We start from the raw sequence: 15,736 nt of genomic DNA on the forward strand, positions 1-15,736 counted from the left end.
GAAGGAATGAACTGAATACCTCTCGGGATCCAACTCCCACTCATTCATGAAACTTGTTTTCAAGCATCGTTTTTGACAATAGTACGGACATGTGTGACGTTTTGATGATGCCATCATTGACAAGCTCGTTCATCACGCCGCTGACAGCTTCCTGGGAGGCACAGAGCATATTGGCAATCTCTTCTTGCGGAAGCGCCAGGTTAATGAGCACGTCCCCTTCTCGAATGACGCCAAATTTGACACTCAACGTACAAAACAGATGAAGAACGCGAGTTCGAAGGCCATGGATTGCGAGCTTCTCCAACTGGTCATCTCGTTCCTTCAATCGATCGCTTAGAATCTTTATTAATTTTTGCGCAAGCTGCGGCCGATGGATCATCAGTTTCTTGAACTGGTCCTCGGATAAAGAGCAAATAAGCGATGATTCCATTGTTTCGATATAAACCCGCTTTGTCCCGAGCGAGAACGAGTTTAGCTCTCCAAATAAATTCCCTCTTTCCAAGATATCAAGCGTAATTTTCTTCCCCCGTTCGTTCAGCATATAGAGTTTAAGCTTACCTTCTTTGACAAAAAAAAGTCCCTCGCGGACTTTCCCCGGGGTTTGGACCAATGTATTTTTCGGAAACCAATTGAAATGATTGATGGCATCCAGTAAATTAATCTCAATCATATCTTCGTTATTCATTCCTTCAAATATGTTAATTTGCGATAAATACCAGACCTTATTCATCGGAAAATCACTCCTCTTGTATTCTTGATAAAGCTGATAAACTCATATCCGTGCATCTCCTTAAATGTATATTCGCTCATTCTATTTTATTTTACCAACCAACTTTTATCTTATCTGTAAACCAGATTACATTTGGGGAGTGCTACTGGAAGATTGAATGTATCTGCTACTTTACGGACCGGCCGAGGCGTATCGCCAGTTGACGTCTAGGTTCGTTATTTTCGGTTAAACCAGCTTGTTACCAAAAATTAGGCAGTTGCATAGGATAAAAGGTCTTCTGTAACCTGAACTGAAAGGAGCTTGAGTATGTACCCTCACGTGCATCAATGGCAAAAAACAAGCCAACACCATTGGCCTTCGTACGAATACAACGACAACCAACGAACTTTCCAACAATATGGAAGTTTACCATTACATGATTATGGAACAAGGCCATTGGTTGTGAATATTAACCTTGCTGCCAAGCAAAACAACAATTACCGTACTGCTTTATGGACGGGGCAATATTTTCAAATCACTTTAATGAATATTAACGTAGGTGAAGACATCGGTCTGGAAATGCATCCTACAACTGACCAGTTTATACGGATTGAACAAGGTCAAGGGCTCGTTCAAATGGGCGATTCCAACGATCATTTAGATTTTCAAGCTATGGCCTATGATGATTATGCAATTGTTGTACCGGCTGGAAAATGGCACAATGTCACCAATATAGGTAAGGTTCCTCTTAAGCTTTATGTCATTTATGCACCACCTCATCATCCGTTTGGAACCGTTCAGGAGACGCGTCCATTCACCTGAGAAAACAATAGCGATCGAATAGCGGTCGATTGTCGAATGCGTGCAACGGCATAGCCTACAGCAGGAAAACTCCAAAATGTTGGCTATCCGCCCATATACATTTTGGAGTTGTTTGTTATTGGACGGATATAAACGTAGGAAATAAAACGCGACAATTTCGAACACAGATGCAAAGCTGCAATAATTAGTGTGATTACGTAATTATCTTAGCGACCAAAAACGCGATTCCCGCTGCGGCGCCGCCGACAGACGCGGTTTGAACAGCGCTTTTGAGCGGCTTTGAACCCGTGAATTTACCTTTGACATAACCGAAAATGAACAAAGCAATTAAGGTTGAGACGACGGAAACCAACAAGGCTGTAACGGCACGATGGATGAGCATATAGGGAATTAACGGAATGAGACCACCCACAATATAGGAAATCCCGATCGTTAAGGAACTGTTTCGGGCTCTTTTAGGCTCGGGTTTTTCAAGTCCAAGTTCGAGCTTCATCATGAAATCAACCCACCGATCGGAATCTGCGCTAATTTCACTTACCGCCAGCTTGACATTCCGTTCCTGAAGCCCCCACCCCCGCAATACTTCTGCGACTTCTTCCTTTTCGCGTTCCGGCATCTCGATGATCTCCCGCTTTTCTCTCTCCAATTCGTTAAAATAATGCTCCCGTTCTGTTCTCGCGGCCAAATAACCGCCGAGTCCCATGGCGATCGAACCGGCTGCAATCTCAGCAAGTCCTGCGATGACGACGATGTTCGTACCGGGGACGGAACTCGAGAGACCGGCGGCGAGCGCAAACGGAACCGTCAGTCCATCCGACATTCCGATTACGATGTCCCGAACGGCGTCAGATGCGGTGAAATGATGTTCACGATGAATGGAATGATCTGAATGGCTCATACGATTCGCTCCCTACAGTCTTAGCTTTGGTTTGAATTACTCTTGAACGGTTTGCTTTGTTCGATTCTTTTCCAGCAGATAAACGATGCCTCCGACCGCGAGCGTTGCCGCAGCGGCAAGAACCGCCGAGCCTCCGGCATGCAGCCAGAGCACGGGAAGCCATAACAAGCCGAGTGTACGGTGCACGGATCGCATCCATTTGTTCCGGATCTTAGCGATGAAATAGCCGTAACCGGTCAAGGCGAGCAAAATGGCAAACCCGGCAAGACCGGTATATACATGCTCATCGTTTATTTTCGTGACTAAGAAATAGCTCCCATGGACGGCGATCAGGATGAACGTTGCCCAGCCAAGCAGCTTATGCAGCGAATACAACAGTTTTCCGGCTTGTCGGACGAGCCTCGACGCCGACTTACGCTTCTTCTTAAACCAAAACCACGAGAAGCTCGCTGCTCCCGCAAATAAAGCGATCGTACCGAAAGTCGAAAAATAACCGCTTACTGCAGGATCTTCGCCTCTATCTGGCCGTAGTCCCCCCGGAGACGACGTCCCGTTTCCGCCTTTCGGGAAAGGATGAAGTTCTCCCTTGGATGGGGCGTAAATGTAGTAGCATACGACAAGAACGGCCGCTACGATGAGAGCGATGAACGCCGGAATCCATACTTTTTTGCTTTTGCTCATGGCAATCACCTCTGAGAAGTGGATATTGGTTTCGACGGCCGTTTAGAGGACGAATTTGGCCGGTTCACGGATAATCGCTGCTTTACCACATGAAACACATTTCCGGCCATCAGCCCGATAAAGAGATACATTAAGCCGCCATAAAGCCCATATATGATGGCTCCTGTTGCCGCTACGATTACACCGAACAAGATTTGATCCCTTGACTTGACCGGCGAAGTCGGGGGATCCGTCAACATGAAGAATCCGAAAAACAATGTTGCATTTATAAACGGTGGACGCAATGCATCCGCGGCATCCCCTAGCTGAACATATCCCAACAACAGCTGCAGCAAAAAGTATGTCCCGAAGAAGGCGAAAATTTGCGGATATTTCCGTACTCTATTCGTAATCAGGTACCCGCCGATGAGAAGAAGCAGTACGCTCCATGCGGGTAGATCACCGAAAGCTCCCCACCAGCTTTCTTCGGAATGAAACACCATCACAGCGAGAAGCAATCCGAACGCCGCTGGGTTCAATACAGGTTTTTTCATGTAGACGAGCATGTGCTTGGACGAAATGGCGAACACCGCCGTTGCCACGATTATCAGCGGTGCGGTGTGCGTACCTAAAATCAATGCGATAAGGAGCCCGGTAATGACGGCGCCATCCGGCATCATTCGTTTTCGCTTTTCGAGCAAGCAGCATACGACGTCCAATGCCAGTGACGCAATAACGCCAAGCAGGCTATTCTCGACTCCCTTTATATCTTGCGACAAAACGGAGGCCATTAGTAAATTGACAATTAAGGCCGTGATTACATAGCTCTTCGGCGTCTTTATCCATTGACCCACTGTCATTGTATGCCTCCTCCAATTCGGACAACCTGCAGTCCCGGAGTGACCAGCAATCCGTCTAATTCGGCATCTTCAATGAACCGTCGTCCCTCTTCGGCACCTAGGACAAATGCGGCGGTCGAGTACAAGTCAGCCATCATCGCATACGGTGCGATCACGCTGCAGCTGATCCAATCGTTTGGCGATTGCTTTGAAGAAGGGACGATCAAATGGTGGATCCCGTCCGTTCTGGGACTTTTGCGTTCGTAGCTCCCGGATGTACATACCGCCGCCTGGCTGATATCGGTCGTGGCAATGAAATGATCCAGATGGATCGGGTGCCGAATGCCGACTTTCCACGGCAACTCTAGTTCGTTGACGCCCTCGGCGTACAGATCGCCGCCAGCATTAATAACATAACCGGCCGCGCCGTCCAGCTTTTTCAGTTCGTGAGACGCCAGGTCGACAGCAAATCCCTTGGCTGAAGCGCCTAGATCGAGGATTATCGGTTTAAGCAAACGTAGGGTCCGGTCCTGCTCATCCAAGATGACATCTTGATAGGACACGTGCTCCGCAGCCCGGCTCTCGATAACCCCGCCCGTTAAATAATGACGATTAAAGCCATGTGCTTCCATGATACTCCCGATCGTCGGGTCGAATCTTCCTTCCGTCATCCGAGCCATCTCCAGAGCAGCATGAAGAGGTTCATACAAAAGCGGGCTGATTCGGACCGCTATTTCGCTCTGTAAGCAAGCCTTCATCAACTCGCTGTCGGCGGAAAACCGGCTGCACGCCTGCTCGACGCTGCGAAATACCTCAAAAGCACGGTCCATGGCAAGCACCATCTCCTCCCTGCTTGTCAGCTCGTTATATACGATTTTCATATCGACGACGGTACCCATCATCAGTTTGGCTTTGTGTATCGTCTTCATGCGTTCATCGCTTGCGACAGGGCATCCTGTACCGCATCCTCGAAAGCAGCCGTGCTATACGTAGCGCCGGAAACATTATCCACTTGCGGGTTTTGGGTCTGCACCACTTCGTTTGGTAAATCAACGACATCGCTTTCGGAATAGTGCATCTCGAAATCGCTGATTTCAACATCCGTGATCCGATCTTCCTTGATTGTTACCTTCACTCGTATCGAACCTCGGCGGTTGCTGCCCATCCCCATAAAGACACCGTCATTATACATCCGATTAGACGGGCTGGTGTCAATTTGGACTTGCGTCTGCGGTAGCGGCTCCATGGACGCTTGAGATGCCGTAGTAAAATAGCCCGCGGCATAAACCGCCGTAATAGCCGTTGAACAGAGTACAACCCATTTCTTGCTCATGTTGGCCACGCCCACTCCTCCAGTTCTTTCAACGTTGGTACGTCTGCTCCTCAGTATAAGCGGGCAACCTTTAAATTTTTTTAAAATCCGGCATTCTGCTACAATTAAACAAAAGCTATCTAATGGAGGTGCCGGCCTTGCGCGTGTTAATCGTTGAGGATGACGCACACCTGCTTGCTTTAATCCGCAGCGTCTTTGAGGACGGAGCTTTCCATACGGACGGCGCCGAGAATGGCGATGATGGCTACTATTTAGCGCAGCAGGCAATTCACGATCTAATCGTGCTCGATGTGATGCTCCCGGGCATGAGCGGCATTGAAATCATTCGTAAGCTACGAGCCGCTCAGGTCGGCGTTCCGATCATTTTGTTAACTGCCAAAGATGCGGTGAAGGACCGCGTGATCGGGCTAAATGCAGGTGCGGACGACTATATGGTCAAGCCGTTTGCCGTGTCCGAATTGCTTGCCCGTGCAAGAGCTGTTCTCAGAAGACGTGGCACGGTCGGACTGGATGGCGATTTGACATATGGCCCGCTCCGTCTCTCCATGGCATCGAAGAGCGCATATTGCGGCGACACCGAGTTGCATTTGACGGCCACCGAATATGAGCTGCTGGAGTTTTTCATGATTCATCGGAATCAAATTTTGACGCGCGAACAAATTTCCGACCGAGTTTGGGGCTTTGATTCGGGGGCGGCGCTTTCGGCTGTCGACGTTTACGTTCATCATCTGCGCAAAAAGCTCATGGTGAAAGAAGCGGGCGGGCTATTGCGTACGGTGCGGGGAATCGGATTTATTTTCAAAGGTGAACCGCATGTTCAATAAGGTCCGGCGAAGGCTCGTCATTCTTAATGCCGTCGTCATTTTTATCGTTCTTGCAATGCTGAGCTCGCTCTTATATGTACATCTGAGGTACAGGCTTTACCATGACACGGATGAAGTATTGAAGATGGCTCAGAGCCGCATCGCGGGCTTCCGCGATTTATCGAATATGCTCCGTTCCGATCACCCGGATCCCGAGCAAGATGAAACAACCACGTATCTGTTCTGGGACGGCGAGGGCAATCTGATCGGGCAACTGCCGGAACAGTCGTTTTCAACGGATACGGCGTTGTTGTTCAAGGCCGCTCCCAGGGGTGAAACGATTATGACGGTTACGATCGGCAATCACAGCTTCCGAGTGTTCGAGTTTCCGAATGCGCGACAGAATCCTGGCTCGATCGTCACGATCGGGATCGTTCGCAGTTTGGACGATGCGAATAGCACGCTGCGAACCTTATTGTGGGATATCTGCTCGGTCATCATCGCCGGCGTCCTCATTTCCGTACTAGCCGGCCTGTTTTTGGCTGGAAGAGCGCTTATTCCGATCCGGAATTCCTGGGATAAGCAGCAGCGTTTCGTCGCCGACGCCTCACATGAGCTTCGAACGCCAAATGCGGTCATTCACGCGCAAACGGAGATGCTTCTGCGGCAACCCGACCATACGATCGATCAGGAAAGTGCCCCTATCGCCCTCATTTTGAAAGAAAGCAAACGAATGAACAAGTTGCTGGATGACTTACTAACGCTTGCCCGCTCTGACTCCAATCAGCTCCTGATTCATCGCGCCGCGGTTCCGCTTGGTTCCCTGATTCGGGAAATCGTGGAGCAGTTCCGATTATTGACAAGCATCCGCGACGTTGATTTGTCGGCGGAGCTGCAGGAACCTCTGACCCTTTGGGGAGATGAGGGGCGGATCCGCCAGCTGCTACTTATTTTGCTGGATAATGCGCTGAAATACACCTCTTCTTCGGGGCGAATCGCTATCGCCGCCCGGAGCGAAGGCCAGCTCGTCTACATTAGCGTGACAGATAACGGGAGCGGCATTGCGGATGAAGATCTGCCTTATCTTTTTGAGCGGTTTTACCGAGGGGATAAAGCGAGGTCACGAGCAGAAGGCGGTACAGGGCTCGGTCTGTCCATAGCGCAATGGATCATGAACGCCCATGGCGGAAGCATCCGCGTTGATTCAAAGCTTGGGGAAGGAACAAAAGTGGACCTGTTGTTTCCTCGAAGAGCACGGTAAGGAACAGCCCGGCATGTACAAACGGGCTGTTCTCTTTAAACGCAGACTGTCATCTATTGTGGCTTCAATGGACAACGGCGGCCGATCCATCGTGCATACTTCTTGCGGTTCGCGCACGTCCAGCAGGTTGAGCTGCTCACCGCGTTTCAGTTTTGTCGCCACATCTCGAGAAGGTAACGTTTTCGTTACGTTGAATGCCTTGATGTTTCTCTCCTTGGACTAGTCGAATTTTTTCAGCAGCAGGATTAGCGGCTCTTCACGAGCAGTTCGACTGCTTCCTTTACCATTTTTCCCATATCGTGGTTACCCGCGGCCTGCTCGGCAAGAATGCATTGCTGCAGGTTATCCGCTACGATCTGGGCAATGGCTTTGTCCGAAGCGTTTCGTACAGCCGACAACTGTGCGACAACTTCTTTGCACGACTTGCCTTCCTCCATGAGCCTAAGCACGCCTCGTACCTGCCCCTCGATTCTGCGCAGACGCGTCTTCAGCTCATCCGTGTAGTTGTAGTCCATATTAACTTCCTCGCCTTCTCCTTTTATACCGGTATGGGTATAGTATAGAGTAAAAAAGTAAGGTTTTTCAATGTTTAGATAAACAGATTGACCTTGCCGTTCGATGCGTCGCCCAGATACGCGGCAACGCCGGCATACTCAATCCCGTCGATGAGCTCCTCCTGCTGCAGGCCGAGCAGATCCATCGTCATGGTACATGCAACGAGCTTAACCCCTTGCTCTTGAGCCAGCTCAATCAGCTGCGGCAGCGAAAGCGCATTGTGCTTCTTCATCACATGCTTGATCATCTGCGGTCCCAGGCCGCCGAAATTCATTTTGGACAAGCCAAGCTTCTTGGGTCCGCGCGGCATCATCCAGCCGAATGCCCTCTCCAGCATCCCCTTCTTAGTTTTGATTGCTTCGTCTTTCCTAAGCGCGTTCAATCCCCAGAAGGTAAAAAAGATCGTTACCTCATGGTCGTATGCCGCAGCACCGTTAGCGATGATGAACGCTGCGATGGCTTTATCCAGCTCGCCGCTGAATAGGACGATCGTTGATTTCTCTTTCATTATGAGCTTGGACCCTCTTTCTTATGAATTTATACATATACCCCTATAGGTATTATATTGGCCTGGATGAAGTGCGCCAACAACCCTCTTGCGAAAAGCCCGATGCATTTACAGGATGCTCGACCAAACTTTGACCGCGGTCAAAGCGATAAGGACGACGAGCCCATAACGAAGTACCTTTACGTTCATTTTCGCACTTAGCTTGGATCCAATCGGCGCCCCGGTCAGGCTGCCGATCACGGTGAATACTGTGGGCCATAAAGGAATGCCGCCGCCGCCGAGTTTGCCGATGACACCGCCAATCGCCGATATGAAAACGATGGCCAGCGAAGAAGCAATCGTCGTCCGTGTTGGAATGCGGAGTACGGTCAGCATGATGGGAATGAGGATAAACGCACCTCCAGCGCCCACGATGCCAGAGACGATACCGACGACGAATGCTGATCCGATGGCGACCCCTTTATTAAAACGCAGTTCAGCGGCCGGCTGATCTTCCTTTCCTCTGGCAGGAATCAGCATCAAAACGACCGCCAGTACCGCAAGAATGCCATAAATGAGATTGATTATATCCCCTTTTAGCATGCCGGAGACGAAACCGCCGATTAGGCTGCCCGCCAGGATGCTGCTCCCCATATACAGAACCAGCCCTTTGTGTACGACGCTTTCGGATCTTTTTATGGACTTATTGCGAAAAGCGATCACGCCGGCCAGCGAAGCGAAAAAGACCTGGAACATGCTGATCGAGGAAACCTCGTGGGCCGAAAAATAAGCCGCGCCCAGCAGCGCAGGCACGTAAAGCAACAGCGGATAGTTGATGATGGCTCCGCCGATTCCCAGCAGGCCGGAGAAGAAGGAACCTACCAATCCCAGTACGACCATGACGAGAAACAGCAGCATATCCACGTTTTACTCCTTCCAACCAATTTTGGAAACTACAAAAACCTGTATACGAAAAAGCTGCTGATGCGTATAATAAGACCAAGTAAATTCATATGAAATGAGTGAATAGACGTGCTTAGGATGCTGAAAAGCTTGTTTATCGATAAATGCCCCGTGTGCGCGGAGCGGCTGATTGCACAAACCGATGCCGTCTGCTGCACTAAAGCATGCCCGGATGGTCATTATAAAGAAGAGAGCTACCGCACCCTCGGCGTACGGGTGGTCTATGACGGGCTAAAATAAGCGATTACGCCATGCGTGTTCGCTTATTTTATATTCCTTATACCTTCTTCACGTAAAACTTATAGATGCCGTTCTCTTCCTCGTGCTTGATCAGCTCATGTTTCGTTTGTTTGACCCAAGCTTGAAAATCATTCACGGAACCTTTGTCCGTGGACAGCACTTCCATCACTTGCCCGGCTTCCAGCTTATCAAGCGCCTTCTTAGCCCGGACGATCGGCATTGGGCAGGCAAGCCCCTTCGTATCGACTACCAGATTTGCTTGCATCTTCTCTATTCCTCCCTTATTGATCGTGCACTGCGCAGCGGTTCGGTCCAATTTCCATTTCGCGCTGTTCGTCTTCGCTGGGCGTTATTTTACCCATATTCGTGTGGCGGATTTCCTGATAGGCATTCGGCTGCGGCGGCAGATTTTCCGTTACCGTCCGGCGGAACGCATCCTCCTCCTGAATGTTCAAGCCGAGGTTATAGCGGTACAGATCCGACAGTCGGGCCATCACGCGTCCGCCTTCGCCCAATTCAGTCACCTTGCCGAAGTGAGCTGGCAGCACAATCAGGTCCCCGGACAGCTTCTTGTACAGGTTGTAGAGCGTGTTGCGAAGGTCGCTCACCCAGTCCTCGGCTTTGCCAGCCAGATCGGGACGCCCGATCGACTCGATAAACAGACTATCTCCCGTCAGCAGGTACCGCTCATCGACGATGAAAGAAGTACTGCCGATCGTGTGACCCGGCGAGTAAATCGGCTGGATCCCAATATGCGTCCCGCCTACAGTGATATCGTGGCCCTCTTCTAACTTTTCGTACGGGAAAGTGACTTCGTCAGCGTCCTTCGACGGGAGCCAGTACGTTGCACCCGTTTGCTCCGCCAGTTTGCGGCCGCCCGAAATGTGGTCGGCATGAAGGTGCGTATCGAGCGTATGCTTGATGACCACGCCCAGTTCGTTGGCAAACCGCTCGAATACATCGGTCATCCGAAGCGTATCGATGACGGCGGCTTCTCGGCCGGAAACGACCATGTAGGATAGGCAGCCTTTGCCGATGCGAACAAATTGGTACAGCGAGCCGCCGTCCTTCAGGTCGCCGATCTTGACCGGCTCCAAATGCTCGCTCCACGACTTCATGCCGCCTTCCAGGTAGTGCACGTTCATACGTCCGGCCTCGACAATCTGTTCCGCGATGAATTTGGACGAGCCTTCTTTCGCACACACGACAAGCACCTTTTTGTCGTCCGGAATCCGGTCCAGTGCTGCGTCGACGCCATCCAGCAGTTCAAAATACGGAATATTGTTGATTTCAATGCTTTCGCCTTCGATCTTCCAGTCGTTAAAATCGCTTTCGTTACGCACGTCCAGAATGAACAATTCTTCTTTACCCAGGACGATTCGGGTGAGTTCCTTGGCTGTCATCATGCTTGGTTGTCCTGTCGTAATATGCATCGTGCGGTTCCTCCTCTTCGTTTTAGAATGTCATGGACGCGTTCGCATCCTTCGGCAAAATGCTCGTGGCCGGCTGGCAGCGGCAGCCGGGAAGATCTTAGTGGTTTTGTTCAATCGGCCCATTCCATTCGGACATGCCTTGCACGACGTTCTTCACAAGCTTGAAGCCTTTCTCGGCAAGCAACCGGCATGCCATATCGCTCCGGTTACCCGTTCGGCAAATGACATGGATTTCTTCCCCCGGGTTCAGTTCTCTCATGTGACTTTCCAGTTCCCCCAGCGGAATCGACAGCGCACCCGGAATACGGCTAAAGGCATATTCGGCGGGCTCGCGGACATCAAGCACCTTCACCTTTTCGCCGTTTGCCAGCTTTTGCTTCAGTTCCTCATTGGAAATGGTGTTCGCAAACTTCTTCGGTTCCGTAACTTCGTTGGCGGTCGACTTGCGAAGGTAATGCTTCAGCACCTCCCCATCCTGAACCGTCCCCAGATACTGATGTCCGGTATTCTTGGCCCAGCCTTGAATATCCGCAAGCGACCCTTTATCTGTCGCCTGCACTTCGATAACCTGACCGGCCTGCAGCTGATCCATGGCCTTTTTGGTCCGTACGATCGGCATCGGACAGGCCAAGCCTATACAATCCAGCGTTTGATCTGCTTTGATTTCTGGCACTGAGCAACCTCCTTGAATGTATATGACTAAATGAACACTTTCGGGGGCAAACCAATACAGATTCATTTGACGATTGATTATAAAGCTTATAATACGTATACCCCTATGGGTATGATTATATGATGAGGAAGACCCGCTTGTCAACTTATCAGAAAACCGAAATCCATCGGAAAACAGGTCCCCTGCACTTGCTCGCAAGCCATACGTGTAGCGCCGGAGCTTCCTAATAAAACGCGGCTATTGCTGACCGGTATCGCCAGAAGTTCAAGAGGCTATTAAGTGGGATGGGCATATTCGGAAACATCGCCTCTTGATACTTCCCGCGTTATCCTCCTTTAAATCCATGAGCTGAAATCATTCGTATGCCTGAAAATAAACAGAAAGAGCCTGCTGTGCGCAGGCTCCTCCATGATTAATCCGATTCGGTTATTCACCTTTACTCATACGTTACTTTTTTGAGCGGGGGTCACGATAATAGTCCATTCTTAGTCCGAGCGCATCGCTTCTGGGGATCATGATGGCAATCTTCGTATGCAGGGCTCGCTCCGAAAGCGTATTCAAGCGGCGTTATATGTCTTTCTCGTTCGCTTTCCATTCTCATCCCGGCGTCGGAATGTCGGTGATCCGGTCTACTTGGACGAACAGCGTATAATTGCCTGCGCCGAGGCGATTATCGTCCTTGTAATTGAGCGAGATGATTCCCCTGCCCCTTGGCGTCACCGTCTGCACGATCTGCTCGCACGCCTCATAGGTCAGCAGAAGCACCTGAGGATGGAAGACGTAATTGTCCGTATCGCCTTCCCTAACCATGCCGATCGGCCTGTCGCCCGCGGTTCCGATGACGGAGGAGATCAATTTCCGAAGGGCGGGAAGTCCGAGCTCAAGTCCGTTCCGGATATAATTATCGGGCTGCATCCCGGTCGCAATGCCGGCGATCGCGCCGCCGATCGCCGCTCCGTTCTCGGCTAGGGCGCGAGACCAGGTCGTCAGCAGGTCTTCCCCGCCGTCATACTCCCAGATCGAAGGCGTAATCGCAACCGCATTCCTTCCCTGCACCAATACGCCTTCCCAGGCGGCAAGGGGCAGACGGTCGGCATAAATCCCGGTAGTATGCGCCCAAGGCGTATTCGTCGGAACATTGTCGCCCGTCCGAATGCCTCCCTTATTCGACAGGCTACCCGCTTGCACGCGGTTTGGTTGATTGTTGGTGTCTCCGAGCACTTTCGTGCGGTCGCTGTAAGGCGGGCTGATGAGACTGCCGTCCATATTCACCATTCTGGTTTCATAGGCGATATATATTTCGTCTCCCTTGCCGTCTACTTCCAGTATGTGGTCGCTCGTCTGTTGATTGACGGTAAAACCGTTGATCGTAACCCGGTACCGGGCACTTCTCCGTTCGGTCTTTCGTTCCAGCAGCACGGCCGTATTCGTATTTGCATGCCAGTACAGCCCCCCGCCTTCGAATAGCTGGTACCTGTGCTGCGCATAGGGTGCGGGCACAGGAAGTTCGTCCGTAACCGGAAATCCGAGTACGCCCTGCTCCCATCTCAATCGGCTCCAGGTATCCCGTATCGTGCCAATAATCATATGCGCGCCCGTAGCGGGCGACCAATATACCGAGCCCCGTTCGAAATGCTGGTACCACCCCTGATCGCGCGGCGGCGGCGTCTGGCGCGGCTCGGGCGTATCGCGAGTTGGGTTTCCGAGGTTAAACTGACGGGCTTTATCGGCGATTTCATCAAACTGCGGCAAGCAAACACTTCCCTTCATCGAATTAGACCCATATCAATATCGACCGCTTGGCATCCCTGATTCCGTCGGTCGCTCGTCTCGGTCTAACCCAACTATATAGGTCCGCAACTGCCACCCGCCATGTCAAAACGGTACCGATTCACTCCCACTCCGCGCTCAATTCCTCTATGCACGCCGCCAGCCGCTTCAGCCCGTTCTTCAAATACCGGAAATAGGTGGATAAGGGCAAATCCAAGCGGGAAGCGGCGGCCTCGTGCGAACCGGCCTTCTGGATATACACCATGCGGAGCACCCGTTCCTGAGACCGGTCAAGCCGCGTTCCGTCCGCCATGCTCCTGAGCCCTTCCTCAAGCAGTTCCGGCCAGCCTCGGCTCGGGCGAAGCCGCAGCTGCGGGTTGTTCCCGCAGTCAAGCTCCCTTCCGCGCTTGAGCGCCTGGTACTGCCCCAGCGCCTGCTTGATGAGCAAGATCCGGTCTTCTTCGTTCAGCAGGTTGTAAGGGTGGCCCTTACTGGAAGGCCTTCCTTCGGAATCAATGCTTGCTGATCTCCAGTCCAGCCTTGCCGCATAGAAGTGAAGTCCGCCCGGCGAACGCCATTCCGCCCAAGGGATCCGCTTGAAGCCGAAATAGCGGTAAGCTTCGACGACATCCGGCATCGGAATGATGATCGTGGCTAATTTGCCCCGGACCGTCGGGAAGAAGATATGGCGCGTCATATAGCCGATGACTTCCGGATCCATCGGAGAACGCGTCGCGCCGATCCAGAACAAATATTCATCCGGCTCCGGTTCCGTGCAGCCGATGTACGGCTGCGTCATCGGATTCCGGGCGAATACGGCCCTTGTGCGCTCGTTCAATGGAATCAGGCTGTGAAACCCGTCGATGGCCCCCTGTCTGCACATGACATGGATGCTGTCCGGTTCGAGGCTCCAGATTTCCGGCAGGTACTGTTCTTGGTGCGTATCGTCGTTCATATAAGGACTAAGCGAAGCAAAGCTGTCCGTATACATCTGCTGCAGCAGCGGGAGTTCTTGCTCGGCGGCGCTTCGGACTTCATACCGTTCATCGTTCCCGTATACCGTATAGTGGTGGAGGAACTCGTTGTCGTTCAAGTAAAGCTGCTCGAACCAAAGCTCCAGCTCCTGGCCATCGCCGGTGCCGCGGGCCGATCCCAGTCTGCGCTCAAGAGCTGTCCAGGCTCTTCGCTGCAGCTCCTTGTAGGTCTCCGGCTTCCGTTCCTTGAGGTTGTTTCTTAACCAATGCCTGAATCCGTCAACGACCGTCCAACCGTTCGGCGCTTTCACGGAAATATACGCGGTTTTGCAGAAATCCCGGAATTCGTCGTCGTCTAGCCTCCTATCCAGAACCTCTTCCAACAGCTCTTGGTCGAAGCGGTAAAACAGCGAAGCCGCGGGCAAAAGACCTAAGTTTGTGGCAGAAAGCCGGCTGTCTTGAAAAAGCGCGGTTTCCATGTCCTGCGATACGCTGCGGAGCCATGACGGACTTCGGTATTCGTCTACGCTTCTTTGGCGAATCGCCTGGCAAGCAATGGACAGCGCGAGCGGAATGCCGGCCGCTAGCCGCCCGATCGCATCCAGCTGCCGGAAATCCGTAATGCCGACCGACGACGTATACTGCAGCCATTCTTCCTTGCGAAGCGGCGGAAGCGGGACATTGGCGGCCAGCCCTGTCCATCCCGAGGCCGTAAGCCAGCTTCCGCCAAGAGGAAGGCGACCGGCCGTAAATACGTTGATCTGGGAGGATAACTTCGGAAGGAACTGCTCCCGCAGCCATTCCTCGATCGGCCGGCAGCGATCTAACCCGTCAAGAAGCAGCACAACTCCGCCCGCCTCGTCGGCGAGCTTGGAGAGAAGCGCCGTCACCTCCGCGACGGACAGCTTGCCGTCCGCGATGGCCTTGGTTTCCAGCTGCTCGGCCAGCTGATCCATGAACGCGTCCGGCTGCTCGAACCCGTCGCGATGGCCGTCGATGTAGAGGACGGGCTTTCCGCCGTATTGCATTTCCCCGAAACGCTTAAGCAGCGACGTCTTCCCGATCCCAAGCGGACCGTAAACGTGAAGCAGCTGCCACGCGCTGCTGCCGTCCGTAATCCGCCGCATTCGCTCCAACTCGCGGTTTCTGCCGACAAAATGCGATTTCCAGGCTTCCGATAACAGGTCGTCGATCGTCCGCATTCGCTCCCCCCTTAGTATGCAACGAACGGCAGCCCGGAACATGGAATCATGCTCAAGACTGCCGTCCCGGATGAAGAAAGGATTCGTCGGAATACGGAAAACTTCCTTTAACGC

The 15,736-nt window shown here is 52.0% G+C and carries 18 protein-coding genes; 4 read left to right on the forward strand and 14 right to left on the reverse strand.

The annotated features are described in order from the left end of the window. Positions 1 to 40 precede the first annotated feature (40 nt). Positions 41 to 730 (reverse strand): Crp/Fnr family transcriptional regulator, encoded by a 690-nt coding sequence (locus BMZ79_RS19785; RefSeq protein ID WP_090642812.1) that lies wholly within the window; start codon positions 728 to 730, stop codon positions 41 to 43. Positions 731 to 1,036: 306 nt separating this feature from the next. Here BMZ79_RS19785 and BMZ79_RS19790 point away from each other — a divergent pair, with 306 nt between their 5' ends. Then, positions 1,037 to 1,531: a cupin domain-containing protein gene (locus tag BMZ79_RS19790; RefSeq protein WP_090642814.1), complete on the forward strand. Its 495-nt coding sequence runs from the start codon at positions 1,037 to 1,039 to the stop codon at positions 1,529 to 1,531. Positions 1,532 to 1,724: 193 nt separating this feature from the next. On the opposite strand, the gene BMZ79_RS19795 is transcribed toward BMZ79_RS19790, so the two are convergent. Genes BMZ79_RS19795 through BMZ79_RS19815 form a run of 5 tightly spaced genes read right to left on the reverse strand, consistent with a single transcriptional unit; the run spans position 1,725 to position 5,261 of the window. Continuing rightward, complete coding sequence (locus BMZ79_RS19795; protein WP_090642817.1) at positions 1,725 to 2,429, reverse strand: VIT1/CCC1 transporter family protein; 705 nt, start codon at positions 2,427 to 2,429, stop codon at positions 1,725 to 1,727. Positions 2,430 to 2,465: 36 nt separating this feature from the next. Then, on the reverse strand, positions 2,466 to 3,110 hold the full coding sequence (locus BMZ79_RS19800) for a hypothetical protein (protein WP_090642820.1): 645 nt from the start codon (positions 3,108 to 3,110) through the stop codon (positions 2,466 to 2,468). A 5-nt stretch (positions 3,111 to 3,115) separates the two neighbouring features. Continuing rightward, entirely contained in the window at positions 3,116 to 3,949 is an 834-nt protein-coding gene (locus BMZ79_RS19805; RefSeq protein ID WP_090642823.1) for an RnfABCDGE type electron transport complex subunit D, read from the reverse strand. Then, positions 3,946 to 4,857, reverse strand: coding sequence for an FAD:protein FMN transferase (locus tag BMZ79_RS19810; RefSeq protein WP_256252888.1), 912 nt, complete (start codon positions 4,855 to 4,857; stop codon positions 3,946 to 3,948). Before BMZ79_RS19810 ends, BMZ79_RS19805 begins: the two co-directional genes overlap by 4 nt. Next, positions 4,854 to 5,261, reverse strand: coding sequence for an FMN-binding protein (locus tag BMZ79_RS19815; protein WP_090642826.1), 408 nt, complete (start codon positions 5,259 to 5,261; stop codon positions 4,854 to 4,856). The genes BMZ79_RS19810 and BMZ79_RS19815 overlap by 4 nt, the downstream gene beginning before the upstream one ends. 122 nt (positions 5,262 to 5,383) lie before the next feature. Here BMZ79_RS19815 and BMZ79_RS19820 point away from each other — a divergent pair, with 122 nt between their 5' ends. Beyond that, positions 5,384 to 6,085: a response regulator transcription factor gene (locus BMZ79_RS19820; protein WP_256252890.1), complete on the forward strand. Its 702-nt coding sequence runs from the start codon at positions 5,384 to 5,386 to the stop codon at positions 6,083 to 6,085. Beyond that, the gene (locus BMZ79_RS19825) at positions 6,075 to 7,325 is read left to right on the forward strand and encodes a sensor histidine kinase (RefSeq protein WP_090642830.1); all 1,251 of its coding nucleotides are present in this window, start codon (positions 6,075 to 6,077) and stop codon (positions 7,323 to 7,325) included. Before BMZ79_RS19820 ends, BMZ79_RS19825 begins: the two co-directional genes overlap by 11 nt. A 245-nt stretch (positions 7,326 to 7,570) precedes the next feature. Here the strand turns inward: BMZ79_RS19825 and BMZ79_RS19830 are convergent, their stop codons facing one another. The 3 genes from BMZ79_RS19830 to BMZ79_RS19840 form a co-directional block, all read right to left on the reverse strand. Further along, positions 7,571 to 7,840, reverse strand: coding sequence for a metal-sensitive transcriptional regulator (locus BMZ79_RS19830; RefSeq protein ID WP_090642832.1), 270 nt, complete (start codon positions 7,838 to 7,840; stop codon positions 7,571 to 7,573). Between the two features lie 74 nt (positions 7,841 to 7,914). After that, entirely contained in the window at positions 7,915 to 8,388 is a 474-nt protein-coding gene (locus BMZ79_RS19835; RefSeq protein WP_090642835.1) for a DsrE/DsrF/DrsH-like family protein, read from the reverse strand. Between the two features lie 108 nt (positions 8,389 to 8,496). Further along, positions 8,497 to 9,291, reverse strand: a complete 795-nt coding sequence (locus BMZ79_RS19840; RefSeq protein ID WP_090642837.1) for a sulfite exporter TauE/SafE family protein — start codon at positions 9,289 to 9,291, stop codon at positions 8,497 to 8,499. A 129-nt stretch (positions 9,292 to 9,420) separates the two neighbouring features. Between BMZ79_RS19840 and BMZ79_RS34335 the strand changes: the two genes are divergently transcribed. Next, entirely contained in the window at positions 9,421 to 9,570 is a 150-nt protein-coding gene (locus BMZ79_RS34335; RefSeq protein WP_177222221.1) for a hypothetical protein, read from the forward strand. 37 nt (positions 9,571 to 9,607) lie between these two features. On the opposite strand, the gene BMZ79_RS19845 is transcribed toward BMZ79_RS34335, so the two are convergent. The 5 genes from BMZ79_RS19845 to BMZ79_RS19865 form a co-directional block, all read right to left on the reverse strand. Continuing rightward, positions 9,608 to 9,835 carry a sulfurtransferase TusA family protein gene (locus BMZ79_RS19845; RefSeq protein WP_090642840.1) on the reverse strand — a complete coding sequence of 76 codons (228 nt, stop codon included), beginning with the start codon at positions 9,833 to 9,835 and terminating at the stop codon, positions 9,608 to 9,610. Between the two features lie 16 nt (positions 9,836 to 9,851). Then, positions 9,852 to 11,003: an MBL fold metallo-hydrolase gene (locus BMZ79_RS19850; protein WP_090642842.1), complete on the reverse strand. Its 1,152-nt coding sequence runs from the start codon at positions 11,001 to 11,003 to the stop codon at positions 9,852 to 9,854. Positions 11,004 to 11,100: 97 nt separating this feature from the next. Continuing rightward, positions 11,101 to 11,622 carry a sulfurtransferase TusA family protein gene (locus tag BMZ79_RS19855; RefSeq protein WP_371263763.1) on the reverse strand — a complete coding sequence of 174 codons (522 nt, stop codon included), beginning with the start codon at positions 11,620 to 11,622 and terminating at the stop codon, positions 11,101 to 11,103. Positions 11,623 to 12,273: 651 nt separating this feature from the next. After that, a complete protein-coding gene (locus tag BMZ79_RS19860; RefSeq protein ID WP_218154733.1) occupies positions 12,274 to 13,428 on the reverse strand; it encodes an LGFP repeat-containing protein in 1,155 nt (384 codons plus the stop codon). Positions 13,429 to 13,567: 139 nt separating this feature from the next. After that, on the reverse strand, positions 13,568 to 15,622 hold the full coding sequence (locus BMZ79_RS19865) for an AAA family ATPase (protein WP_090642850.1): 2,055 nt from the start codon (positions 15,620 to 15,622) through the stop codon (positions 13,568 to 13,570). Positions 15,623 to 15,736 lie beyond the last annotated feature (114 nt).

It is taken from the genome of Paenibacillus sp. UNC496MF, from assembly GCF_900113915.1.
GTDB lineage: Bacteria > Bacillota > Bacilli > Paenibacillales > Paenibacillaceae > Paenibacillus_Z > Paenibacillus_Z artemisiicola.